29 protein-coding genes and 1 pseudogene are annotated in these 24,212 nt (G+C 37.4%); 16 read left to right on the plus strand and 14 right to left on the minus strand.

Annotation, left to right across the window (positions count from 1 at the left end; genetic code table 11):
• Positions 1–3 precede the first annotated feature (3 nt).
• On the plus strand, positions 4–1,116 hold the full coding sequence (locus tag WBF63_RS02940; protein ID WP_424368201.1) for an MBL fold metallo-hydrolase: 1,113 nt from the start codon (positions 4–6) through the stop codon (positions 1,114–1,116).
• A 3-nt stretch (positions 1,117–1,119) separates the two neighbouring features.
• Here the strand turns inward: WBF63_RS02940 and WBF63_RS02945 are convergent, their stop codons facing one another.
• Positions 1,120–1,608: a GNAT family N-acetyltransferase gene (locus WBF63_RS02945; protein ID WP_424368202.1), complete on the minus strand. Its 489-nt coding sequence runs from the start codon at positions 1,606–1,608 to the stop codon at positions 1,120–1,122.
• A 164-nt stretch (positions 1,609–1,772) separates the two neighbouring features.
• Between WBF63_RS02945 and kbl the strand changes: the two genes are divergently transcribed.
• The 6 genes from kbl to WBF63_RS02975 all read left to right on the plus strand — a co-directional run bounded on the left by kbl (position 1,773) and on the right by WBF63_RS02975 (position 6,255).
• Positions 1,773–2,972, plus strand: coding sequence for a glycine C-acetyltransferase (gene kbl / locus WBF63_RS02950; RefSeq protein WP_424368402.1), 1,200 nt, complete (start codon positions 1,773–1,775; stop codon positions 2,970–2,972).
• Between the two features lie 145 nt (positions 2,973–3,117).
• Positions 3,118–4,008, plus strand: a complete 891-nt coding sequence (locus WBF63_RS02955; RefSeq protein WP_424368203.1) for a cell division protein FtsX — start codon at positions 3,118–3,120, stop codon at positions 4,006–4,008.
• A 23-nt stretch (positions 4,009–4,031) separates the two neighbouring features.
• The gene (locus WBF63_RS02960) at positions 4,032–4,316 is read left to right on the plus strand and encodes a DUF3098 domain-containing protein (RefSeq protein WP_424368204.1); all 285 of its coding nucleotides are present in this window, start codon (positions 4,032–4,034) and stop codon (positions 4,314–4,316) included.
• Positions 4,313–5,125, plus strand: a complete 813-nt coding sequence (locus WBF63_RS02965) for an undecaprenyl-diphosphate phosphatase (protein WP_424368205.1) — start codon at positions 4,313–4,315, stop codon at positions 5,123–5,125. The genes WBF63_RS02960 and WBF63_RS02965 overlap by 4 nt, the downstream gene beginning before the upstream one ends.
• Entirely contained in the window at positions 5,126–5,815 is a 690-nt protein-coding gene (gene truB / locus WBF63_RS02970; protein ID WP_424368206.1) for a tRNA pseudouridine(55) synthase TruB, read from the plus strand. It abuts the gene before it with no gap.
• 35 nt (positions 5,816–5,850) lie between these two features.
• Positions 5,851–6,255 carry a DUF6157 family protein gene (locus WBF63_RS02975; protein WP_424368207.1) on the plus strand — a complete coding sequence of 135 codons (405 nt, stop codon included), beginning with the start codon at positions 5,851–5,853 and terminating at the stop codon, positions 6,253–6,255.
• A gap of 15 nt (positions 6,256–6,270) precedes the next feature.
• Here the strand turns inward: WBF63_RS02975 and WBF63_RS02980 are convergent, their stop codons facing one another.
• Genes WBF63_RS02980 through WBF63_RS02990 form a run of 3 tightly spaced genes read right to left on the minus strand, consistent with a single transcriptional unit; the run spans position 6,271 to position 7,514 of the window.
• A complete protein-coding gene (locus WBF63_RS02980; RefSeq protein WP_424368403.1) occupies positions 6,271–6,603 on the minus strand; it encodes a DinB family protein in 333 nt (110 codons plus the stop codon).
• Positions 6,548–6,712: a hypothetical protein gene (locus WBF63_RS02985; protein ID WP_424368208.1), complete on the minus strand. Its 165-nt coding sequence runs from the start codon at positions 6,710–6,712 to the stop codon at positions 6,548–6,550. Before WBF63_RS02985 ends, WBF63_RS02980 begins: the two co-directional genes overlap by 56 nt.
• Positions 6,713–6,725: 13 nt before the next feature.
• A complete protein-coding gene (locus tag WBF63_RS02990) occupies positions 6,726–7,514 on the minus strand; it encodes a M48 family metalloprotease (RefSeq protein WP_424368209.1) in 789 nt (262 codons plus the stop codon).
• An 89-nt stretch (positions 7,515–7,603) separates the two neighbouring features.
• Here WBF63_RS02990 and WBF63_RS02995 point away from each other — a divergent pair, with 89 nt between their 5' ends.
• The 5 genes and pseudogenes from WBF63_RS02995 to rplI form a co-directional block, all read left to right on the plus strand.
• A complete protein-coding gene (locus tag WBF63_RS02995) occupies positions 7,604–8,092 on the plus strand; it encodes a hypothetical protein (RefSeq protein ID WP_424368210.1) in 489 nt (162 codons plus the stop codon).
• A gap of 90 nt (positions 8,093–8,182) precedes the next feature.
• A complete protein-coding gene (locus WBF63_RS03000; protein ID WP_424368211.1) occupies positions 8,183–9,406 on the plus strand; it encodes a tRNA modification GTPase in 1,224 nt (407 codons plus the stop codon).
• A gap of 77 nt (positions 9,407–9,483) precedes the next feature.
• Entirely contained in the window at positions 9,484–9,834 is a 351-nt protein-coding gene (rpsF, locus tag WBF63_RS03005; protein WP_424368212.1) for a 30S ribosomal protein S6, read from the plus strand.
• Positions 9,835–9,845: 11 nt separating this feature from the next.
• A complete protein-coding gene (gene rpsR, locus WBF63_RS03010; RefSeq protein WP_424368213.1) occupies positions 9,846–10,148 on the plus strand; it encodes a 30S ribosomal protein S18 in 303 nt (100 codons plus the stop codon).
• Positions 10,149–10,172: 24 nt separating this feature from the next.
• Positions 10,173–10,670: pseudogene (gene rplI, locus WBF63_RS03015) on the plus strand (50S ribosomal protein L9); the annotation flags it as partial.
• A 217-nt stretch (positions 10,671–10,887) separates the two neighbouring features.
• On the opposite strand, the gene WBF63_RS03020 reads toward rplI, so the two are convergent.
• The 8 genes from WBF63_RS03020 to WBF63_RS03055 all read right to left on the minus strand — a co-directional run bounded on the left by WBF63_RS03020 (position 10,888) and on the right by WBF63_RS03055 (position 17,318).
• Positions 10,888–11,850, minus strand: coding sequence for a hypothetical protein (locus WBF63_RS03020; protein WP_424368214.1), 963 nt, complete (start codon positions 11,848–11,850; stop codon positions 10,888–10,890).
• Between the two features lie 72 nt (positions 11,851–11,922).
• Entirely contained in the window at positions 11,923–12,219 is a 297-nt protein-coding gene (locus WBF63_RS03025; protein WP_424368215.1) for an ATP-dependent Clp protease adaptor ClpS, read from the minus strand.
• 5 nt (positions 12,220–12,224) lie between these two features.
• On the minus strand, positions 12,225–13,052 hold the full coding sequence (gene prmA / locus WBF63_RS03030) for a 50S ribosomal protein L11 methyltransferase (protein WP_424368216.1): 828 nt from the start codon (positions 13,050–13,052) through the stop codon (positions 12,225–12,227).
• A 20-nt stretch (positions 13,053–13,072) separates the two neighbouring features.
• Positions 13,073–13,831, minus strand: coding sequence for a triose-phosphate isomerase (gene tpiA / locus WBF63_RS03035; protein ID WP_424368217.1), 759 nt, complete (start codon positions 13,829–13,831; stop codon positions 13,073–13,075).
• Between the two features lie 110 nt (positions 13,832–13,941).
• Entirely contained in the window at positions 13,942–15,018 is a 1,077-nt protein-coding gene (locus WBF63_RS03040; protein ID WP_424368218.1) for an ABC transporter permease, read from the minus strand.
• A gap of 11 nt (positions 15,019–15,029) precedes the next feature.
• Positions 15,030–16,157 (minus strand): BT_3928 family protein, encoded by a 1,128-nt coding sequence (locus WBF63_RS03045; RefSeq protein ID WP_424368219.1) that lies wholly within the window; start codon positions 16,155–16,157, stop codon positions 15,030–15,032.
• An 11-nt stretch (positions 16,158–16,168) separates the two neighbouring features.
• Positions 16,169–16,771, minus strand: coding sequence for a hypothetical protein (locus WBF63_RS03050; RefSeq protein ID WP_424368220.1), 603 nt, complete (start codon positions 16,769–16,771; stop codon positions 16,169–16,171).
• A gap of 4 nt (positions 16,772–16,775) precedes the next feature.
• Positions 16,776–17,318 carry a DUF1599 domain-containing protein gene (locus WBF63_RS03055; RefSeq protein ID WP_424368221.1) on the minus strand — a complete coding sequence of 181 codons (543 nt, stop codon included), beginning with the start codon at positions 17,316–17,318 and terminating at the stop codon, positions 16,776–16,778.
• A gap of 55 nt (positions 17,319–17,373) precedes the next feature.
• Between WBF63_RS03055 and folP the strand changes: the two genes are divergently transcribed.
• Positions 17,374–18,195: a dihydropteroate synthase gene (gene folP / locus WBF63_RS03060; RefSeq protein ID WP_424368222.1), complete on the plus strand. Its 822-nt coding sequence runs from the start codon at positions 17,374–17,376 to the stop codon at positions 18,193–18,195.
• A gap of 52 nt (positions 18,196–18,247) precedes the next feature.
• On the opposite strand, the gene WBF63_RS03065 is transcribed toward folP, so the two are convergent.
• Both WBF63_RS03065 and WBF63_RS03070 read right to left on the minus strand, forming a co-directional pair.
• The gene (locus WBF63_RS03065; protein WP_424368223.1) at positions 18,248–19,018 is read right to left on the minus strand and encodes a superoxide dismutase; all 771 of its coding nucleotides are present in this window, start codon (positions 19,016–19,018) and stop codon (positions 18,248–18,250) included.
• 99 nt (positions 19,019–19,117) lie between these two features.
• A complete protein-coding gene (locus tag WBF63_RS03070; protein WP_424368224.1) occupies positions 19,118–20,638 on the minus strand; it encodes a T9SS type A sorting domain-containing protein in 1,521 nt (506 codons plus the stop codon).
• A 58-nt stretch (positions 20,639–20,696) separates the two neighbouring features.
• Here WBF63_RS03070 and ppk2 point away from each other — a divergent pair, with 58 nt between their 5' ends.
• From ppk2 to typA, 3 genes are all read left to right on the plus strand, one after another.
• On the plus strand, positions 20,697–21,518 hold the full coding sequence (gene ppk2 / locus WBF63_RS03075; RefSeq protein WP_424368225.1) for a polyphosphate kinase 2: 822 nt from the start codon (positions 20,697–20,699) through the stop codon (positions 21,516–21,518).
• Positions 21,519–21,582: 64 nt separating this feature from the next.
• On the plus strand, positions 21,583–22,227 hold the full coding sequence (locus tag WBF63_RS03080; RefSeq protein ID WP_424368226.1) for a hypothetical protein: 645 nt from the start codon (positions 21,583–21,585) through the stop codon (positions 22,225–22,227).
• 129 nt (positions 22,228–22,356) lie between these two features.
• A complete protein-coding gene (gene typA / locus WBF63_RS03085) occupies positions 22,357–24,162 on the plus strand; it encodes a translational GTPase TypA (RefSeq protein WP_424368227.1) in 1,806 nt (601 codons plus the stop codon).
• Positions 24,163–24,212: the final 50 nt, after the last annotated feature.

A 24,212-nucleotide genomic window follows, 5' to 3' on the forward strand; every position in this document is an offset into this window, starting at 1 on the left:
AAAATGAAGAAAAAAATAAAGAAAATGTTGATTGGATTTTTGGTGCTGATGACTTTGATGATCCTTGGAATTTGGGGTTATATGCAACATCCAATATTTGGGAAAGCACCATCGGGAGAGCGTTTGGAACGAATTCAAAAATCTCCGAATTACCGCAATGGACAATTTCATAACCTAACAGAAACACCTTCGTTGGCCGAAGGTTATACGATGTTTGGCGTTTTCTGGGATTTTCTTTTTACGAAATATCCGAATGTAGTACCGCTGGATTCTATTCCTTCTGTCAAACCCGATTGGAAGAATTTGGACCCCGATGAAGATTTGCTGATTTGGTTTGGGCATTCATCGTATTACATTCAATTAGAAGGAAAAAAATACCTGATTGACCCGGTTTTCAGCGGAAATGCTTCGCCGCTTGCGGGTACCAATCGTGCTTTTCCCGGAAGTGAAATTGCCACGGCCGCCGACCTTCCTGAAATTGATTATATGCTCATCACACACGATCATTACGATCATCTAGACCATAAAACAGTAATTGATTTGATTCCCAAAGTTAAAAAAGTGATTACCGGATTGGGCGTGGGTGCACATCTGGAACATTGGGGATATGCAAAAGAAAAAATCACTGAATTGGATTGGAACGAAAGTCTGAAACTGGATGATTCAATTCAGATTTATGCCGTTCCGGGAAGGCATTTTTCGGGAAGAACCTTTAAGCGAAACAACACACTTTGGGTTTCTTTTGTGTTGGAAACACCTAAAAGCAAAATTTTCATTGGCGGAGATTCCGGTTATGATTCGCATTTCAAAAAAATCGGTGAGGAATTCGGTCCATTTGATCTGGCGATTTTGGAAAACGGACAATATGATGAGAAATGGAAATACATCCACTTTTTGCCTGAAGAAGTTGTGAAAGTGGCGCAGGAACTGAAAGCGAAACGATTTATGCCGGTTCATAATTCCAAATTTAAACTGGGAAATCATCCTTGGGATGATCCGATGAAACGTGTGACTGTAGAGGCGGATAAACAAAATGCGTCTGTTCTTACACCAAAAATAGGTGAGAAAATTAAACTCAACGATGAGAAGCAAGTTTTCGAAAGATGGTGGGAATAGAATTTAATCCAGATTTAATTCGAGAATAAAATCATCCATCACATATCCGTTTCCAATGTCGAAAACACCTTCGTCAATTTTTTTGAAACCATTTCGTTTATAAAAACCAATGGAACCGGTATTTTCTTTATTGACATTCAGATAAATGTATTTTTTATGATTTAGCTTTGCTAATTCGATTGCGCGGTTCAGAAGTAATTTTCCAAAACCTTTTCCACGTGTTTCGGCTTTTAAGTAAATTTTTGAAATGTAAAGTTTTTCTTCCTCAAATTTACAAACCAAATAGCCAACCGGGTTATCTTTATCCATCAGCATTTCCCAGGAAATACCTTCTTCAATTTCAGTTCGGATTTTTTCGTCCGAATAAAACAAATCGAGCATATAATCAATCTGTTCCTGGGATAGAATTTTGATATAATGTTCGTCCCAAATTTCGCGTGCAAGTTGCTGCACAATTGGAATTTCTTTTTTATGAACGCTGATCAGTTTCAATTTCTAATGAATTAAAAATCAAAATTCAGCATTTAAAATTGAAAATTCAAAAAAACTTCCGTTGTCTGACTTCGACCAACCATCCAAAAACGATTATATTTGTTCACAACTTACAAATGCGAATTTCGAACATCGAACTTCGCAAAACGAAAAAAAAAATAAATATGTACAGCGAAAAATTCCGGCAGCATTTGGCCAACCAGTTAACCGATTTGGAAAATCAGGGATTATTTAAAAAAGAAAGAATCATCGCTTCGCCGCAAGCGGCTGAAATTACCTTGGAAAACGGAAGTAAATTATTGAATTTCTGTGCCAATAATTATCTGGGGCTTTCCGATAATCCGGAAGTGATCAAAGCATCGCAATCCACTTTGGACAATCGCGGCTATGGAATGTCGTCGGTACGCTTTATTTGCGGAACTCAGGACATTCACAAAGAACTGGAAGCCCGGATTTCAAAGTTTCTGGGTATGGAAGACACTATTTTGTATGCGGCGGCTTTTGATGCAAACGGCGGTGTTTTTGAACCTTTGTTTACCGATGAAGATGCGATTATTTCTGACGAATTAAATCACGCTTCTATCATTGACGGAGTTCGTTTGTGTAAGGCAGCCCGTTATCGTTACAAAAACAATAATATGGAAGATTTGGAAGCTCAATTAAAGGAAGCAGCTTCCAAAAATCATAGATTTACGATCATCGTGACCGATGGGGTTTTCTCAATGGATGGAATCGTTGCCAACTTGAAAGGGGTTTGTGACCTTGCGGAAAAGTACGGTGCGTTGGTGATGGTAGATGATTCACACGCGACAGGATTCATCGGGAAAACAGGAAAAGGAACGCACGAATATGCCGATGTGATGGGACGTGTAGACATCATTACCTCGACACTTGGAAAAGCTTTGGGAGGAGCAATGGGTGGATTTACTTCTGCGAAAAAAGAAGTAATCGAAATGCTTCGTCAGAAATCGAGACCTTATTTGTTTTCGAATTCTTTGGCGCCGGGAATCGTTGGTGCAGCTTTAAAAGTTTTCGATATGCTGGAAACCAATACTTCGCTGCGTGACAAAGTGATGGGAAATGCTGAGTATTTCAGAATCAATATGAAAGCAGCCGGATTTGACATTCCCGATGGTGATGCAGCAATTGTTCCGGTGATGTTGTACGACGCGAAATTATCACAGGAAATGGCCGATAAACTTTTGGAGGAAGGAATTTATGTAATCGGATTTTTCTTTCCGGTTGTACCTCGCGACAAGGCCAGAATCCGCGTTCAGCTTTCTGCTGCGCATACACGAGAACATTTGGACAAAGCTATTGCAGCTTTTACGAAAGTAGGGAAGGAGCTGGGGGTGATTTCCTGATATTTTAGTCTGAAAATTTAAGAAAATGGGGAATCTTAAGGCTTGGAATACGGATTTCATTTTAGCAAATGTTTAACAAGTAAGCAGACCAAAAAAGATTCCCTAACAAAGTTTTTTTATACCTTTAGCCACAAATTTAAACTGAATGTCAAAACAGAGCGATAAATTTAATCAGGGCCGGCTTCGTTCATCCAATATTACAGTTGTAATCAGTATAGCCTTGGTTCTTTTTCTCTTGGGTATTTTTGGATTAATTGTCATCAATGCGCAGAGTTATGCCGATTATATCAAAGAACAGTTGAAATTGGAAGCTTTTTTCAATGATGAATATGATCCGCGTGAACAGGACAAAGAATTGGCCAGGCAACAAGAGTTCATTGATTCTCTGAAAATTAAACATTCTTTTATAAAGAACACCGAATACATTTCAAAAGAAAAAGCATCTGAAATAGCCAAAAACGAATTGGGAATTGATGACAATGCGATTTTTGAAGCCAATATTTTTCCGGCTTCGGTACAGATAACACTACAGCCCGATTTTGTGGAACCTCACAAAGTGGACAGCATCAAACAAATCATTCAGGCAAATCCGATTATAAATGAAGTAGTTAATGATGATGAATTGATGACTACGGTTTACAATAATATTGATAAAATAAGATTCTGGCTGATGGTTCTCGCCGGAATTTTTCTGGTTATCGTAATGGTTTTGATTAATAACTCAATTCGTTTAAGGATTTACGCCAAACGATTCAGTATCAAAACGATGCAGTTAGTGGGGGCGAGGAGAAGGTTCATCATTCAGCCGTTCTTGTTACAAAGCGCAATATTGGGATTACTAGGCGCTGTCCTTGCCATTTTGGCTTTGGGCGGATTATGGTATTATTTTGCCGGAATTGTTTCTTTGCCTTGGTGGAACGACGATTTTTATTGGCTGATGTTGATACTTCTAGTAATAGGGGTGGTGATTGCGCTGATCAGTACCGGAATTGCAACCTGGAGATATCTGCGTTTGAGAACCGATCAATTATATTAATTCTGACTAAATATTTAGCATAAATGAGCAAAATGGCCAAAATTGACGATTCAAAATTCACCTTTCTTTTTGGTAAGAAAAACTATATATTCATGGCTTTGGGCGTTGTGGTAATTCTGATTGGATTTTTCCTGATGATGGGGGCTGATGCCAATACCCGTCCTGATGGAACTTTTGACCCGAACTATTGGAACGACGGAATTTTTTCGTGGAGAAGAATCCGTCTGGCGCCTTTCATTGTCCTACTTGGATTTGCCATCGAGGTTTATGCCATCATGCTGAATCCTGATAAAACCAAGTCAGAATGAGTGAAATCATCAAGGCGATTATAGTTGGACTGGTTCAAGGGCTGACTGAATTTTTACCGGTTTCTTCCAGCGGACATATCGTAATTGCACAGGAAATTCTCAATATTCATTTCGATGAAGAAGAAAATCTTTTGTTTGCCATCGTTCTGCATTTTGCAACAGCGCTGAGTACTATTGTAGTTTTCAGAAAGGATATTATTCAGATTTTCAAAGGTTTGTTCCAATTTAAAAATAATGAAGAATTCCAGTTTTCATTGAAAATTGTATTGTCGATGATTCCGGCTGCATTGGTGGGCGTTTTGCTGAAAGATACTTTGGAGGAATTGTTTTCAAATCTTTTGGTGGTGGGCTGTATGCTTTTGGTAACTTCGGGACTCTTGTTTTTTGCAGATCGTGCAAAAAACACCGGAAAACCGGTAGGATATAAAGATTCTTTTATTATAGGAATTGCTCAGGGGTTTGCTGCTTTATTACCGGGACTTTCACGTTCAGGTTCTACTATTTCCACTTCAATTTTGTTGGGAAATGACAAGGCAAAAGCTGCACGTTTTTCATTTCTTATGGTCTTGCCTTTGATTTTTGGAGCGACTGCCAAAATGTTTCTGGATGCATCTGAAACCGGCGGATTGTCAATTGGAGAAATGCCTGTTGGCGCTCTGGTTGGTGGATTTGCCGCAGCATTTCTTGCCGGATTATTTGCTTGTAACTGGATGATCGAACTGGTTAAGAAAGCCAAACTGACATATTTTTCTGTTTATTGTGTAATTGTAGGGTTGGTAGTTATTTCCTATTCTTTGTTTTTCAAATAAATGACCTCTGAAGAAATCCAAGAAGGAAAGATTTTTCTGATTGACAAACCACTTGACTGGACTTCCTTTGATGTGGTCAATAAAATTCGTTGGAACATCCGGAAAGCCTACAATCTCAAAAAAATAAAAGTTGGCCATGCAGGAACATTAGATCCGAAAGCCACAGGACTTCTGATTATTTGCACCGGAAAATTTACCAAACGAATTGATGAAATTCAGGCGGAATCAAAAGTTTATACCGGAACGATAAAGCTGGGTGTTACCACACCTACTTATGACACGGAATCCGAAGAAAATCAGACTTATTCGACCAATCATATTACCGAAGAATTAATCCATGAAACAACCCGAAAATTCGTCGGGGAAATTGATCAGCTGCCACCGGCTCATTCGGCTGTGAAGGTAGATGGGAAGAGGCTCTACGAATTGGCGCGTGCCGGAAAAGAAGTGGAATTAAAGCCACGACGAATTTTGATTCACGAATTTCGAATTACGAAAATTGAAATGCCTTTTGTTGAATTTGAAGTCCACTGCGGAAAAGGAACTTACATTCGTTCGCTTGCACATGATTTCGGGAGAGAATTGAATTCCGGCGGGTATTTAACGACGCTCCGTCGTACAAAAATTGGAGAATATTCTGTTGAGGATGCCGACAATGACCCTTTGGAAAAGAAATTTTTTGAAGATTAAATATTAATTTTGGTAACTTCCTGAAAATTTGCAGTATGCACACAACTAATTATTACAATGTGTTTATCGCGGCTTCAGAAGATTGTCCTGTTTTTGAATCTGAAATTCCCAAATTACGCGGCGAATCCAAATCTCTGGCTGTGCTTCAGTTTGAGATGATTTCGCAGAATCCTTATCGGTTTACATCAGATGAAGTTTTGTTTAGTATTCATGCCGTGCGAAATAATTTAAGTCAATCGGAGTCTGAAAAAGAAAAGTTTTTTTCAAAAGGTCAGGCTTGTTTCCGTGCTTCACCACTTGTGAAGCGTTATGGCTGGGGAATTCATTTTGATGAAAATGGAAAAATGGCACTTTACAATCTTGATTCGCCTGAATATCAGAAACTAAAATCAGATGAAAGTTTAAAGCAATTGGCTGGAATCAGAAGTAAAAGAAAGTAAGATTTGCTTCAGACTTCAGCGTTTATAAAATATATAATCGGAAACAATCGGTTCTAAACCTGATTCTCTGAACAATATCATCATTTGCCCACGGTGATAAGTAGTATGATTGATGATGTGAAAGAGAATATCTTCGGTTTTGTTTTCAAATAAATCGCCTTTTGAATTCCAGTAGCTTATAGTTTTGTTTAAATCGGAATTATTCAGAACAGACAAGCTTTTTTGAAAATTTGAATTATTAATTTCTTCTAAATCTTCAAACAGATGAATTTCCCAAACACCAAAAGGTTTTTCATTCAGAATCCTGCTCAGCCAGATTTGATGGGCATTTAAGGTATGATTGAGCAGAAAAAAAACAGCGTTCGGGAAGTATTTCTTTGTGAGTTTTCATCATTTCAATAACCTTATGGTTGAAGTGATGGGTGTATTCAAATAATTCTCCGAATTTTTCTTTCATGAAATATTGTAAATTACAAACCCTGTGCTCTGTATTTTTGAATGGCCGCACGAATTTTCTCCCGACGGTTTTCCGGTGCCGGATGTGTGCTTTGAAATTCCGGGACATTACTTCCGCCGGAAGCTGCTTCCAGAATGTCCATCACGCCAATTAGTGCTTCAGGATTATAGCCCGATTCCATCATAAACCGAACCCCCAGGTCATCGCTTTCCAATTCGTCTTCACGACCGTATTTCATATTGACCATATTGGCTACAACTTGAGCATAATAAGCCGAATTAGCGTCTCCGCCGGCAACACCTGCCGCTCCTGCGATTCCCTGCGAAAGTTCCTGTTTGGCCATTTGTTGTGCGCTGTGTCTTGCAATTACATGACCTACCTCATGCCCTAGAACGCCTGCCAGTTGGTCGATGTTTTCCAGTCGTCCGAGCAGTCCTTCGGTAATGAAAATTTGCCCGCCCGGTAAAGCAAAAGCATTTACAGTACGGTTATCTGCGAGCAAATGAAAGTCAAAGGGATATTGAGACTTTGCGGCTGCGCTTTTTCTGACAATGGTTTGTCCGATTGAATCCACCAGATAACGCGCTTGTGCATTCCGGCTGAGCCCGCCGAATTCAGCTGCCATCTGGGGTGCACTGTTGAGTCCTAGTGCGATTTCTTGTTCTTTATTGAGGCTTATATATTGTTTTTCGCCCGTAATTTCATTGACTTCTGAAGACGAATAAAATTTAATCAGGGAAAATATAACGATTCCGGCAGCAATTAAAATGCGTAACCAAAATCCTGAACTTCTGCTTCTCATGGTGTTAAGGTTTTACTAACTACTACCAAATATAAATATTTTATTGGTCTTATTTTGTAAGTTTGGTTTAGAAATCTAATTCAACTTTTATGTCATCCGAAATTATCATTCTGCTTTTTATTTTTTTGTTTTTCCTGTTGTTAATCGGCGGTATTTTTCTGATTGCTTATCTGGCAGCTCAAAGCCGTAAAAAGAAACAAAAGAAGATTTTGGAATCCTTACCCAACAATATGGATTTCTATGCATTTGTAAGATTCAATCGCGGAAATCAACAAGATAAAGTTTTGAAACTGAAAGCTTTTCAAGGAAGTGGTATAATTTATGTCATAGAGGATAAAGTTATTTTCAAAAGTACAACCGGATTTGAACATGAATTTGATTTGAGAAATTCAAAAGTATTTTGGGAAGGAGAAAACCTGATTAATGGACTTCTGAAATGGTTCAGTATCAACGACGGCCAGGAAAAACTTTATCTCAACGTGGAAACCGGGATGTTTATTTTTCATACGGGTGGAAGTAAGCCAACTACACGCAGTATTTATGAACAATTGTTGCTGAAGCAAGCAGCTTTAAGCTAGACAGGGAAGCAGCATTTAAACAAATTATTTGTATTTAGAATTAGGTGAAAATCCAAATAAATTTATAGTTTTGGTTTTAACTTAAATATTATGAAAAATCTTCTATTGATTCTTTTACCTTTCTCGTTTCCCTTAGTTTTTGGTCAGATTAAATATGAAAAGGGTTATTTTATAGACGAATCCAACAATCGCACTGAGTGTCTCATAAGAAATGTTGATTGGAAGAATAATCCGGCTGAATTTGAATACAAATTGAGTGAAGATGATAATGCTCAAAAAGGTACACTCAATAATGTGAGAGAGTTTGGAATATATGAGGATTCCAAATATGTAAAGCATAAAGTACAGCTGGACAGATCTAGTGATATTGTCGGGCGTCTCAGCGATACAGCGCAGCCTATATTCAATGATGAAACAATTTTCTTAAAGGTTTTAGTAGGAGGTCAGGCAAACCTGTATCAGTATACCGAAGATAATCTTATCCGCTATTTTTATGACATCAACAATGAAGAAGTAAAACAATTGGTGTACAAAAGATATTTATTAAGTTCCAATAAAATTGCAACCAACGAGCAATACAAAAGACAAATTTTCAATGATTTAAAATGTGATGGAATCACAAAAGAAAGAGTTGAAAAAATGGAATACAAACAAAATTCTCTGACGAGAGTTTTTGTGGATTTTAACAATTGTGGGAAGGAACCCGTTCAAGAGATAGGTGTAGCAAATAAAGGAAATATAAATTTAACCATAAGACCTCGTATTTATAGTTCATCCCTTAGCATAAACAATTCGACACTATCAGATCGTGACATTGACTTTGGCAACAAAATCGGGTTATCTGCCGGATTGGAGATTGAATATGTACTGCCCTTTAATAAAAACAAATGGGCCATTTTTGCTGAAGGCACATATATAACTTTTAAAGGTGAGAAAACTACGGATGCAGGAAATGTATCGGGCGGAAAGCTAACTACGAAACTCCAATACAATGCCATAAACATTCCGGTAGGATTCAGACATTATTTCTTCTTAAATGATAAATCCAAAATTTTTATTGATGCAGCTTATGTGGTTGAATTAGGAGTTGGTGACTCTTTTGTAGAGTTCACTCGCACTGACGGTTCCGGTCTTAACAAACTTAACCTCGAGGCAAATAATAACAATTTTACATTTGGATTGGGTTATAAATTTTTGGATAAATACAGCGCGCAGTTAAGATTGGATACGGGAAAAGATATCCTGAGCGGTTATTATAATTGGAGTTCAGATTATACCAATTTTTCCTTTATATTAGGATACACCATTTTTTAGGAAAAATAACACAACTTGATGTTTGGTCAAATCTAAAAGAAACACTACATTTGCAACCCAAATTAAAAATTATTTAAATGACTCATTACGAAACTGTTTTCATTTTAACTCCCGTTCTATCTGACGCGCAGGTGGAGGAAGCAGTAAAAAAAGTAGAAGATTTCCTTGCTGAGAGCAATGCGGAAATCGTGGCAAAAGAAAATTGGGGCTTGAAAAAATTAGCTTACCCAATTCAGAACAAACGCAATGGTTTTTACCATTTGCTTGAATTCAAAACTGATAACCATGAATTGGTGGCTGGTTTGGAATTGATGTACAAACGTGACGAACGTATTATTCGTTATTTGACTGTGAAATTGGACAAGCACGGTATTGACTGGGCTGAAAAACGCAGAACTAAGTTGAAATCAGAAAAGTCTAACGCTTAAAAAAGAGAATCATGGCAATTGATGAATTAGCAAAAAAAGCAGCCGAAGGAGGAGAAAGCGAAATCCGTTATTTATCCCAATTAGATATTCAGACACAAACAACCAAGAAATTCTGTCGTTTCAAAAAATACGGAATTAAATATGTGGATTACAAAGATCCAGATTTCTTGTTGCAGTTTGTAAACGAGCAGGGGAAAATTTTACCTCGCCGTTACACAGGTACTTCTTTGAAATACCAGAGAAAAGTTTCACAAGCTATCAAACGTGCAAGACACATGGCTTTGATGCCGTTTATCGGGGATCAGTTAAAATAAGTAAAACCTAAAAAAGAGAATAAAATGGACGTTATTTTAAAGCAAGATGTAGAAAATTTAGGTTTTGAATTCGAAATCGTTTCCGTAAAACCGGGATACGCACGTAACTTCTTGATTCCTCAGGGAAAAGCTGTTATTGCAACTGCTAAACAAAGAGAAGAATTAAACAAAACCCTTGAAACGCGCAAAGCGGAAGAAGCGGCTCTTATTTCTGCAGCGCAGGAAAAATCAGCAAAACTGGAAGGACTTGAAATCAAAATCGATGCGAAAGTTGGTTCAGGAGACAAATTATTTGGTTCAGTAAACAATGGTGATTTGGCGGATGCATTGAACGCTGCTGGTGTGGAAATTGAAAAGAAACACATCAAAATTCCAGGAAGTACAATCAAACGTCTTGGTAAGAACACAGCAAAAATCCGTTTCCACAGAGAAGTTGAAGTTGATTTCGAATTTGAGATCGTAGCAGACCAGGAATCCATCCAAAGAGCTGAAGCGGCTGCAAAAGCAAAAGCGGAAGTAGCAAGAATGGATGCGGAAAGAGCGGCTAACGCTAACAAAACTGATGATTCAGGTTTCAATTATGACAATCCTTTGTACGAAAAGAAACCAAAGACAGCAGAAGTTGAAGAAGTAAAAGTTGAAGAAGCACCAGCTGCTGAAACAACAGATACAAATTCTGAAGAAGCTTAATAAAGTTTTCAAAATAAAGAAAAACCACTCGGAAGAGTGGTTTTTTTGTTTAAAGTCCCGATTTATAAATTTCTTTTAGCTTAAAAATGGGATTATCATTTTTTATTCTCTCCCTATATTTTTCTAGTTCAACTTCATTTAATTCTTCCTCTGTGTCCAAATCATTAAATAAATAGCGAGCCTCTAGATTAAGCAAATCATCTATTTGGGAATAATAAATTCCATTTTCAATAACCAATGTCTGGATTTCGTCATGAATCCGATCTAATTGTTCATAAAAATTTTCTAAGTCACTTGAAATAATGATGCTTCTATAATCTTCTTTGATTTGAAGAATCCTTTTGTTAAAATTCAAAAGAAATTCAATTTCTTGGTGCGTCAGTTTTTTATTCAATTTTTGAGTCAGAATTGTGATGGTTTGTTTAAAATCCTTTGAAAAACTAATTTCCTTATTTTTGCGCGCCTTATCTGCGACTGTTTCCAGAATAAATATTAATTCTTTGAGATTAGGATTTCGAGGACTCCATGTTTTAGAGCTTTTAATTCCTGAATCCCAAATAGATAATAAATAAGTTGTCCCATCCAACCCTGAAGAATTGTCTGTTCGGAATTTTGTTTTGATGATGGCTGGATAAATCAATTGATAAAGAAGTGTATAATCTTCTTTTTTCAGTTTACTCGTATAAGTCGTAACATTAATATTAAAATCAGGATTCCCTTCAGTGATTCCCCAAATTGAACCTTCAGTTGGCTCTTTTACGATTATGTTATAATATTCAGTTGAATTTTCATCATTTTCAATTTGAAAAATATATTCTTTTGAAAAAGAAGGAAAAACAAGTAATCTAATTTTGGGTCTGTCATCTAATCCATTCAACAATAGACTTTTCACCTTTCCATAGTATTCATATTGATAATCATATAAATCAAAATAGTTTTTGGCCGGTTCCAAATGATTTTGTCCAAAAATGAACTGACTGAGAAAAAGAATACAAATCAAATTAAGTTTCATAGAAAAGTAATTTATTTAAATATATAAAAAAAGCCATCAAAAATGATGGCTTAGATATCTTTTTGTAGGTTTCTAAACGATCTCCGCACTCAAACCCCTGTCCAGCAAAGCGGTACACATGGGTTCCAGAAAATCAAAACTTCCGGTTTTGACTTCACATTTTCCTTTGTAGTGAACCAGCCAAGTGCATTGTTCAGCTTGTTCCATGGTATGCGCACAAACATCCACTAAGGAAACAATGACATAGTCAAACGTATTGTAATCATCATTGTGCAAAACCAAAACTTTCTTTTCCTCTTCTTCTGTCAAAACATCAACCTCCACATCTTCTTTCCAAAGAGGTTGAGTGTGAAATTTCAGATGTTCCATATTAATTAATCTTTTATAAATTTTAAAGCGATCCATTCGTTTCGCTGTTTTTTTGAAACAAATCTCAGACCATTTTCTTCGCATTTTTTGCGAATGTCTTCAAAATCTGTTTCCATTAAACCGCTCAGAATTAATTCTCCTGCAAAGTTAAGGACTTTTATGTATTTAGGGATGTCTTCCATGAGGATGTTTCGCTGAATATTGGCCAGGATTACATCAAAGTCCCTGTCTCCAAGCAATGAAGCATCTCCCAAACGAGCTTTTAGTTCCACATTGTTTCGTTCCGCATTTTCAATTGAATTTTCCACCGACCATTCATCAATGTCAATTCCTTCGGCATAAGCTGCGCCTTTCATTTTGGCAAGAATGGCAAGAATAGATGTTCCACAACCCATATCGAGCACGTCTTTTCCTTCGAACTCGGTTTCCAGAATGTATTCCACCATCAAATGTGTGGTTTCATGATGACCGGTTCCAAATGACATTTTGGGTTGAATCACGATTTCAAAAGGAATTTCAGGACGAGGTTCATGGAATTCCGCTCTGATGTAACAGCCGTCATTGACCAGAATCGGATGAAAATTGGATTCCCATTCGGCATTCCAGTTTTTTTGTTCAATTTCAGTCCGGACTAATTTTAAATCTACATCTGTCAAAAATGAAATTTGTTCATTTATAGTAGTTTTATCTTCCAAATTGGATTTTACATAAGCATTCAGGCCGTTTTCGGTTTCTACAAAACTTTCAAACTCGCATTCAGCCAGCATTGCCACAAGGATTTCACGCCATGGCTCAATAGGTGAGATGGTGAAATTGTATTCGATATAATTCATTGTAAATTTTTACTAATTTTTTATTTACGGGCAGAAATAATGGTTGTAAAATCATCAAAATTCAAAGAAGCACCACCCACCAAAGCACCGTCGATATCATATTGTTCAAACAAATCACGGGCATTTCCGGCGTTTACACTTCCACCGTACAAAATACTTGTATTATTGGCAACTGAAAGTCCATGTTGTCCACCGATGGTTTTACGGATAAATGCATGCATTTCCTGGGCTTGGTCAGGTGTGGCGGTTTTTCCGGTTCCGATTGCCCAGACAGGTTCATAGGCAACTATCAGATTTTTCAAATCTTCAGAATCCTGACGTTCCAGCGCGATGGTTATCTGTTCGCCGACCACATCAAAATGTTTTCCGGCATCACGGTCTTCCAGTTTTTCGCCTACACAAAGAATCGGACTCATGCCGTGTTCGTACAGATGGGTAATCTTTTTTCCGATATACTTATCCTGTTCGTAATGATAAGCTCTTCTTTCTGAGTGTCCTACAATACTCAGTTTGGTTCCTATTGATAATAATTGTTCAGCAGAAACATCTCCTGTATAAGCTCCATTTGGCATAGCCGATACGTTTTGTGAAGCTACGGTTATGTTGCTGTTTCTCAAATCTTTATTAAGTTGTTCTAAATATAAATGTGTCGGAGCCACGATGATTTCTGCAATTGGTTTATTTGCTTTTACCCAAGTGTTTAATCGGAGTGCTAACTCTCTTGCCTGTTGAAAAGTCAGGTTCATTTTCCAGTTTCCGGCTACTATTTTTCGTCTCATAGTCGTAAGTTTTTATGTTAATAAAGATTCAAATGCTTCAGTATAAATTTAAGAAAAAATCAAATGTGAAAAAAATCTTAATTTTAGTTTTTTATCTAATCTAACAAAAATCATTTCAACCGGACTTTCGGATCTAGAATTCCATATAATATATCGACAAGAATATTAATACAGATAAAGGTGGTGGCAATAATCAGTACAGCGCCCATCACGATGGGTAAGTCCAGCGTGTTCAGTGCATTCACGATTTCTTTTCCCAATCCGTTCCAGCCAAATATAAATTCCACGAAAACAGCTCCTGCAAGCATCGATGCAAACCAACCTGAAGTAGCAGTGATGACGGGATTCAATGAATTTTTCAAAGCATGTTTACGGATTATTTCTTTTCCTTTCAAACCTTTTGCATAGGCTGTACGAATGTAATCCTGGTTCAGGGTTTCCAAAAGCGAATTTCTTGTAAGCTGTGTGATAACTGCAAGTGGCCGGATTCCAAGCGTGAAGGCTGGGAGAATTAAGTTTTTCAATGTCAGATGTTTGCCTTCTCCCATATCGTCAATTTCGTATAAACTTCCGGTCATGGAAAGACCGGTGATGTGGTGAAGCAGAAACGCGAAAATATAGCCGATGATAATGGCTGAAAAGAAGGAAGGTGTGCTCATCCCGATGCTCGTAATAACCAGCAAAGCACGATCCCACCAACTGTCTTTGGCGAGCGCTGACCAGATCCCTAGTAAAATTCCGATGATTGTTGCGAAAACGATAGCAGAAACTGCCAGTATCAGGGTGTTGGGCAAAGTTTCTTTGATGATGTCCGAAACAAGTTTGCCTTGTTTCTGAAAAGAAACGCGCAAATACGGACTTTTTAACAAAACGGAAGTATTTCCAACAGAAAATAAGTTCAATCCCTCGTATTTTCCTGATTCCAGTGAAGTATAAGAATTTCCTGATTTTTCATGAAAAGAAACAGGTGAAAGGTCATTTAGATAATATAAATATTGCTTCCAAACCGGTTGATCTAATCCTAAATTTTTTCGAATTAATGCCAATTGCTCCGGATCTTCTTTCTGGTCGAGCATCATTCGTGCCGGATCGCCCGGAAGTACGGTAAACAAAAGAAAAACAATCGTGACAACGCCCAACAAAGTCAGGAAGCCGTAAACGATTTTATTCAATGTGTACCGAAGCATTTATTTTTTTATTAGTTGAAACTTTTCAGGATTTCAGCCGAGTCGGGCAGGGGATTGTCATGGAATTTCCCAACCACAGTTCCTTTTTCTAATGCAATGATGCCTGGATTATTTCTGATGATGGTCTTTAAAGTAATTTGATCCACAAAACAATACGGGAAATTATGATTTGTCAGATCTCCGTTTGTCAGCGCTGCAACTTGTACATTTTGTTTTGTGAGTTCCTCATACAATTTATTCAAATGAGAAATTTCTTCCGCGTTCACTTTATCGGAAAATGGAATGATAAAAAACACGACTTTTGGTTCATTCAGATAAAATTCAGTTTTGTCTTCGCCGTCGCAATCCAACATAAAATCTTTGACCGGCGGCTCATATCCGTTTGAAACCTTTTTACTTTCGGTCAGATCTGACTGGAATTCCCAAGGCGTTCCTTCAGCATACCATTTTTCGTCGCTTGTATATTCGGTATCGGAAATCTGAACAACTTCGCCTGTGTCTTTATTTTTTAAAGTATATAAAACCATATATTGAGGCGGTTCCAGACCCAATTCCTGTGCAGATTTCATTCCTTCAGTTATGTTTTTCCCTTCAGCGTAAGCGCGGAAATCAATGATAGGCAGATATTTAATTCCGGTAAATGCAATCCAGCCACAAATCAAAAGCACAAGTACAGAAATTCCGTAATTGACTTTCATATTGCTGATGAGCGGTTTGATGTGTTTTTGTCCGATGAAAATGATGAGAATCAGAATCAGTAAGAAAATATCTTTCCAGAAAGACTGCCACGGCGTAAGTTTCATCGCATCTCCAAAACAACCGCAATCGGTTACTTTGTTGAAATAAGCCGAATAAAAAGTCAGGAACGTGAAGAAGATAATCAGAATCAGCAAGGACCAATTCGTAAACTTTCTGAAAATTCCCAACAAAAGAAATACACCTAAAACAATTTCAAATATGCTGAAAAAAGTGGCTTGTGGCAAAGCCAAATCATGGAGAAAGCCAATGTTAAAAACGTCTGGCGCGAAATATTCTTCCAATTTGTAACCAAATCCAATCGGATCCACGGCTTTTACAAAGCCTGAGATGATGAAAATAATTCCAACTATAAATCTGCTTATTTGTACAATGTATTTCATTTTTATTTTTTTTAATCTTTAATTCTGATTGTATCCCGAATCACTTTTTCAGCTGAGAATTTCACATTCGGATATATTTTTTGAAACTCCTCTATATCTCTGTCGAAATTATTTCGGTGAATGATTCCATAGGTACTATTGTCTGAAAATTCGTCAATTATCAGATTTCCAATATATGTGATTTTACCCTCTTCAACATTAAAAGGAATTGAAAAGCCACTGAATACGGACGAGAAAGTAGTTGAAATTCCTTGTCCGGATACATCAATATGGTTAATTTCATAACTACCTTTCATTCTCTTAAAAACAATTAAGTATGTTTGACCATTGTCCAATTCGCCTCTATGCTTAGGTTTCCATAACAAATCAGGAATAATATTCACGGTTGTACTGTTTTGTTTTGCGATGTATTCATTTTCGTTTTTGTTAACGACCTGAATGCTATAATTGCCAAATCTAGCTCTTTCATGAACAAATGTCAGGGTTCCTACAACTAGCCCGGAAGTATTGTTTTCTGAGAAATACAATGGATTGGGCTCGATAGGTTTAGTCTGTTTTGATGATGTACAATTAAAGAATATGAATAATAAAAAAGTTAATACAAAGTACTTCATTTTTTTAATTCTTTTCATTCAATAAAATCAAAGCAAAAACCGCATAATTAATCATATCGAGATAGTTTGCATCCAAACCTTCGGAAACAATCGTTTTGCCTTTGTTGTCTTCTATTTGCTTGATTCTCAATAATTTTTGAAGAATCAAATCCGTAATGGAACTCACACGCATATCACGCCAGATTTCCCCGTAATCATGATTTTTGTTTTGCATGAGGTTAAGAGCTTTATCAACCTGAATATCATATTCCTGCATAGATTTTTCAATTGTAAAATCAGGGATTTCAACTACGCCGTATTCAAGCTGAATCAATGCGATGATGGAATAATTCAGGATGCCGATAAATTCGCCGGTTTCTCCCTCGTCCACTTTTCTTACATCCGATTCCTGAAGCGTTCTGATGCGTGCTGCTTTGATATATATCTGATCAGTCACCGATGGCAGTCTCAAAATCCGCCAGGCAGCGCCATAATCTTTCAGTTTGTTTTCAAAAAGTAATCTGCATTCAGCAATAACTGACTGATATTGCTCTAAGGTTTTTTCCATAACTTCGTTTCGGATTCAAAAATAGGATTTACGTTTTAATTTACCTAAAAACACCATGCGAATTAATTGTAAAGGAAAACTCGTGGACTTGACAGAACCCAAAATCATGGGAATTCTCAACACAACTCCGGACTCATTTTTTGCCGGAAGCCGAAGCCAGAACATTGATTCAGCTTTGAAAAGAATCGAAAAACTTCTGGAAGAAGGCGCTGATTTCATCGACATTGGCGGAATGTCCACACGCCCAGGTTCTGCCGAAGTTTCCGAAACCGAAGAACTAGAAAGAGTTGTGCCTGTTGTGGAAGCTGCCGTACACAAATTTCCCGAAATTTTGATTTCGGTTGATACTTATCGTGCCAAAGTTGCTCGGGAAACAATCGAAACAGGTGCAGCGATTCTAAACGATATTTCGGCCGGTTCTATGGATGAAAATCTTTTTCAGACCGTTGCGGCTTTACAAGTTCCTTATATTTTGATGCACATGCAGGGGACGCCACAAAATATGCAGCAAAATCCTGTATATGATGATGTTACTTTGGAAGTTAATCAGTTTTTATCTGAGAAAATTAGGGTTTTGAAAGAGCTCGGAGTTAATGATATCATCCTCGATCCGGGATTCGGATTCGGGAAAACAGTGCAGCATAATTATGAATTATTTAAAAATATGGATTTGTTGGGATTTGGGGAATTCCCTTTGCTGGTGGGTATTTCCCGGAAATCTATGATTACAAGATTATTAGATATACCGGCCGATGAAGCCTTGAACGGAACGACTGTTTTGAATACATTGGCTTTGCAGAAAGGCGCAAAAATCCTTCGCGTTCACGATGTGAAAGAAGCCCAACAAACCTTGATGATTTGGAAACAGTTTCAATAAAAAATGTCCGGAAGATATAATCAGCCGGACATTTATGTTATTGAATTCTAAATTATTGCGCAGTTGCTTTTGCGTAATTTTCGCTCACTACATTCCAATCCACTACGTCGAAAAATGCTGTAATGTAATCCGGACGTTTGTTTTGGTAACGCAAATAATAAGCATGTTCCCAAACATCAATTCCTAAAATCGGAGTTCCTGAAATATCAAGTCCGGGCATCAAAGGATTGTCCTGATTGGCCGTGCTTCCAACTGCTAACTTTCCGCTTTTGTCCACTACCAGCCAAGCCCATCCCGAACCAAATCTTTTTCCGCCTGCATCAGCAAGTTGATTTTTTAGTTCGTCAAATGAACCGAAATCTTTATTGATAGCATCAGCCAGAGCACCGCTCGGATTTCCGCCGCCATTCGGACTCAAAGTTGCAAAATACATGGCATGGTTATAATAGCCGCCACCGTTATTTCGCAGTGCAGAATTACTCATATCCATTCCTTTCATAATGTCTTCAATGGATTTTCCTTCCAACTCAGTTCCTTTTACGGCTTCATTTAATTTATTGGCATAACCCAAAAAGTGTTTTGAATAGTGAACTTCCATGGTTTTGGCATCAATGGATTTGTCTAGATCGGCATATCCGTATTTTAATTCCGGAAGTTGGAAAGGACCGCCGTCGGTTTTAACATCGGCCGGATTCCCCACGTTTCTTTCGGTTGTAAGTGTATCGGTTGAAGTGGTGTCTGTGTTTTCTGTTTTGGGTTGGTCACAAGAAATGATTCCCAATGCCAAAACAACTGAACTAATTACGATCGTTAATTTTTTCATTTTTTAAGTTTTTCTCAAATTTACCGCAAATAGAATTCCGTTTCTTAAGATTTGAATCCCATTATGTTAATTTTAACAATTATTTGAATTTGGATTGGGTTATTTTTTCACTATTTTTTTAGTAAATGTCCTCCCGTCAGATGTTTTGATTTTTAGAAGATAAATTCCTTTTGATAAGCCTGAAAAGTCTAGTTCTTTTGGATTATTATCATACTTCATAAGTAAGTTACCATTTAAACTGAACAATTTTATGTCTGAAATTTTATCTTGTGAATCAATTTTCAGTTTATCTGAAACAGGATTCGGGTACAGATTAACAAACGAATTATAATATTCATCTATCCCCATATCAGACCTGCTTAATTTGACAATCCACATATCATCTAATCCTTTATGATCAGATATGTCACCGTCACCTGACCGTGTATTTCCTACCAATGCTATGGTAGAATCACTTACCGCCATATCCCATACATCATCTGCCTCTGAACCTCCATAGGAATTTTCCCAAATAATATTTCCATCTGATGACATTCTGAAGATCCAGAAATCAGAACTGCCATGATTATTAGAAACATCGCCATCAATAGAAGAGCTCCTGCAAGCGACAATAATATCACCGTTTTCTAATTGATGCATAGCCATGGGAGTCTCAGATAAACTTCCTCCGAAATGATATTTCTGATGAATTAATCCAGGTTCTAATTCGAATAACCAGACATCGGAATGTCCGAAATTATTATCAAAATCACCATCAGTTGAATTTGAGTTTATACCCACCAGATATCGACCGTTGCTTAACTCAATCATCGAGTAAGTTTGGTCGCTTCCACTTCCTCCGATGATCATATGCCAGATTATTAGTCCATTTGGTGAAAAAGCAGCCAATAGAACATCGGTACCTGGTAGGGAATCTGAAAAATATCCGTCTTGAGAATTCCCAAATCCTGAAATTATAATTTGATCCATGCTGTTAATCAGAACATCGATTCCAAAATCATGCCCCGAACCACCTATAAGTTGTGACCATAAAAAATTGCCGGAATTATCTATTTTGACTATAGCAATATCAGAATTCCCATGATTATTTGAGAAAATTCCATCATTTGAGAATGAACTGCCAATTAAAACAAAATCACCGGATTCTGTTTCAGTAATCTTACTTAAATCATCAAAATTAGAACCTCCATAGGTCTTTTCCCATTCAATATTTCCGTCAGTGTCTAATTTTACAATCCAGAAGTCAGAAGCTCCGTTATTTTCAGAAATATCTCCATCAATCGAATCTGAATTACCTGCAAAAATATAGCCTCCATCATTCGTACTATGTATATCCCATATATAATCATTTCCGGATCCGCCATAGTTTTTCTTCCAAAGCAGATCTCCGTTCATACTATATTTCATTATCCAAATGTCAAGTTCACCTTGTGGATTTGAAATATCGCCGTCTACCGACAAAGCGGAACCACCAGCCACAATATTTCCATCATTGTCAATGATTACCGTATATCCGTAGTCTTCCTGTGTTCCGCCAAATGACTTTTCCCAATCAATAGCCGGAGCTTGGGAATATGAAGTAATTGAAAAAAACAGGAAACTAAGTAGTAGTATTTTCATTATGTTTGAATTTAGAGAATATAAATTTTAAGAACTAAATTTAAACAAAAAATAATCGATGGCCGAATTTGATCTGAATGATTTAGAAGAAATTTCGAAAAGTGAAGAAATCTTGGATTTACTCGTAGAAAAAGGAATTATCAAGGAAAAAAAGTTTCTGAAACAATTGAAATATGAAAAAGAGCTGAATCAATTGCAAAAAGAAATGCTGCGCCTTCAGGAATATCTGATTCAGAATAAAAAGCGAATGATGATTATCTACGAAGGTCGCGATGCAGCCGGAAAAGGCGGAACGATTAAAAGAACCATTTCGCAGATGAACCCCAAAAACTACAAAGTGATTGCGCTGCCCAAACCCACAGAAAATGAAACCCGACAATGGTATTTTCAGCGGTATATTGCTAATTTGCCGATGCAGGAAGAAATTGCGCTTTTTGACCGAAGCTGGTACAATCGGGCAGTTGTCGAACCTGTTTTTGGATTTTGCACCGAAGTGCAACATCAGAATTTCATGCAACAAGTCAATCCGTTTGAACATTTATTGATTGATGACGGAATCATTCTGATTAAATTATTCCTGAATATTTCAAAAGACGAACAGAAAAACCGTTTGGACGAACGTAAACAAGACCCAATGAAACAATATAAAATCGGCGGATTGGACGAGCAAGCACAGGAAAAATGGGATGATTATACTTTTTACATCGATAAAATGTTACAAGAAACTTCCACTGAGAAATCGCCTTGGATTGAAATCAAAACCGACAGCAAAAAATCAGCCCGACTCGAAACCATGAAATATATTCTCAAAAAAGTGAAAGGGTTTGAATCTAAATTGGATTTGAAAAATGATGATGAAATTGTGAAAATTCATTCCTAAAAAAAAAATCATAATAAATTCAAAAAGTAACAGTTATAATTACAATACTTTAAAACTTAAAATTATGAATTATAATGTTTTCAAACTGATCCCAATTTTATTATTTTCAGGGATGATGATTTCTTGTAATAATGATGATGATTCGTCTGAACAAATGGTGGAAACTGAGTTTTTCCCGTTGTCGGTTGGGAATTATTGGGTTTACAAAATGTATGAGACACCTAATCCTGAAACAGATGAACTTCTTTTTGCCAGCATAATTGATACTGTTAAAATTAAGGGTACAACTCTGGTGGATGACATCCAATATTTTGTCAAAGAAACAAAACGATATAATTCCAACATTTTGGAAGAAGAAAGTACGGAACTTATCAGAGTGAATGAATCCGGACATTTGGTTGCAGAAGGAGGAAAGGTGTTGCATCCGGGAAACGATATAGCTTACACAGTATCGCAGGAATGGATGGATTTTGTTTTAGAATATAAACTTGAGCAGGAATTTACTTGGAATTTCGAAGGATCGACATTTGCGGTTATGCCTTATGTCGGAAAACCTCAAAATGAAGATATTGTAAATCATCCCTATTTAGAAGGCAAAAAAGTAATATACGGCTATCAGGAAGGAATTGGTGAAGTTTATATGTCCTGTCCAGCAGTGTTCGGTACCTATTTATATGAAATGAGATTAGTAGACTTTCACTTGAATTAATAATGTTTAAGTAAAGTTTGGAGTTAGAAACTGAAAATGCTAAATTTTAACTAAATCTTCAAATTAGTTTCTGCCTGATACATTGTACTTTCTGCAATTTTTCGTACTTTTGCACCCTCAAATTTTTATATGCAAAACTTACGCAATATTGCGATTATCGCACACGTTGACCACGGAAAAACCACTTTGGTTGACAAAATTTTACACAGCACCAACGTTTTTCGCGAGAACCAAGAATCAGGCGAACTGATTATGGATAACAACGAGCAGGAGCGTGAACGTGGAATTACTATTTTCTCCAAAAACGTTTCGGTTGAATACAAAGGCGTGAAAATCAATGTGATTGATACACCTGGTCACGCCGATTTCGGTGGGGAAGTGGAACGCGTTTTGAAAATGGCAGACGGTGTTATTCTTTTGGTAGATGCCTTTGAAGGGCCTATGCCACAAACCCGTTTTGTTTTGCACAAAGCATTGCAGCTTGGTTTGAAACCTTTGGTGGTAATCAATAAAGTCGATAAACCTAACTGTCGCCCTGACGAAGTTCACGATGCGGTTTTTGAATTATTTTTCAATCTGGACGCGACCGAAGAACAATTGGAATTCCCGACTTTTTATGGCTCCTCCAAACAAGGTTGGTTCAATACAGAAAACGTTCCTACTGAAGATATATCGCCATTATTAGATGGTATCATTGAATATGTGCCTGAGCCTAAAGTATCTGAGGGTAGTTTACAAATGCAGATTACTTCGCTTGATTATTCTTCCTTTTTAGGCCGAATTGCTGTAGGAAAAGTTGCCCGAGGATCTGTCAAAGAAGGGCAGTGGGTAAGTCTTGTAAAACCAGACGGCACCATTTCGAAGCAAAAAGTAAAGGAACTTTATGTTTTTGAAGGACTTGGAAAGAAAAAAACAAACGAAGTACTGGCAGGCGATATCTGTGCGGTTGTGGGAATGGATAAATTCCAGATTGGAGATACCATTGCCGATGCCGAAAATCCGGAAGCTTTGGCCAATATAGAAATTGATGAACCGACGATGAATATGTCGTTCGGGATTAATAATTCACCTTTCTTCGGGAAAGACGGGAAATTTGTTACCAGCCGCCACTTGGTGGAACGATTGGAAGCCGAATTGGAAAAGAACCTTGCATTGCGTGTGGAGCCGACCGATGATTCCAATACTTATTTGGTTTACGGTCGCGGGATTATGCACTTGTCGGTTTTGATTGAAACAATGAGAAGAGAAGGTTATGAATTGACCGTTGGTCAGCCACAGGTTATCATCAAAGAAATCAACGGTGTAAAATCTGAACCTTATGAAACTTTGGTAATTGACGTTCCCCAAGATTTCGCAAGTAAAGCCATTGATTTGGTAACGCAACGAAAAGGGGATTTGTTGATTATGGAAGCCAAAGGCGAATCCCAGCATTTGGAATTCGATATTCCTTCACGAGGATTAATTGGATTGCGTTCTCAGATGCTAACAGCAACTGCCGGCGAAGCTGTGATGGCGCACCGTTTCAGCGAATACAAGCCTTTGAAAGGAAAAATTCCAGGACGTCTTGCAGGAGTTTTAATCAGCAAAGACCAAGGGGTTTCAACGCCTTATTCGATTGATAAATTACAAGATCGTGGGAAATTTTTCATTTCTCCAGGCGAGGAAGTTTACACAGGAATGATCATCGGAGAGCACAGCCGTGACAATGATTTGGTGGTAAACGTTGTGGAAGCCAAAAAGTTGAACAATATGCGTGCTTCCGGAAAAGATGATTCAACGGCGATCGCACCCAAAATTGATATGTCACTGGAAGAATGTATGGAATACATTCAGTCTGACGAATGTATTGAAGTGACGCCTAATTTCATCCGTCTGCGTAAAATCCATTTGAAAGAAGAAGACAGAAAACGTCAGCAGAAAGTTTTGGAAGGTTAAGATTTTTAGATAACATAAAAAATCCTCGTCATTCAGAAATGATGGGGATT

This window comes from Moheibacter sp. (assembly GCF_049672845.1).
Classification (GTDB): Bacteria; Bacteroidota; Bacteroidia; order Flavobacteriales; family Weeksellaceae; genus Moheibacter.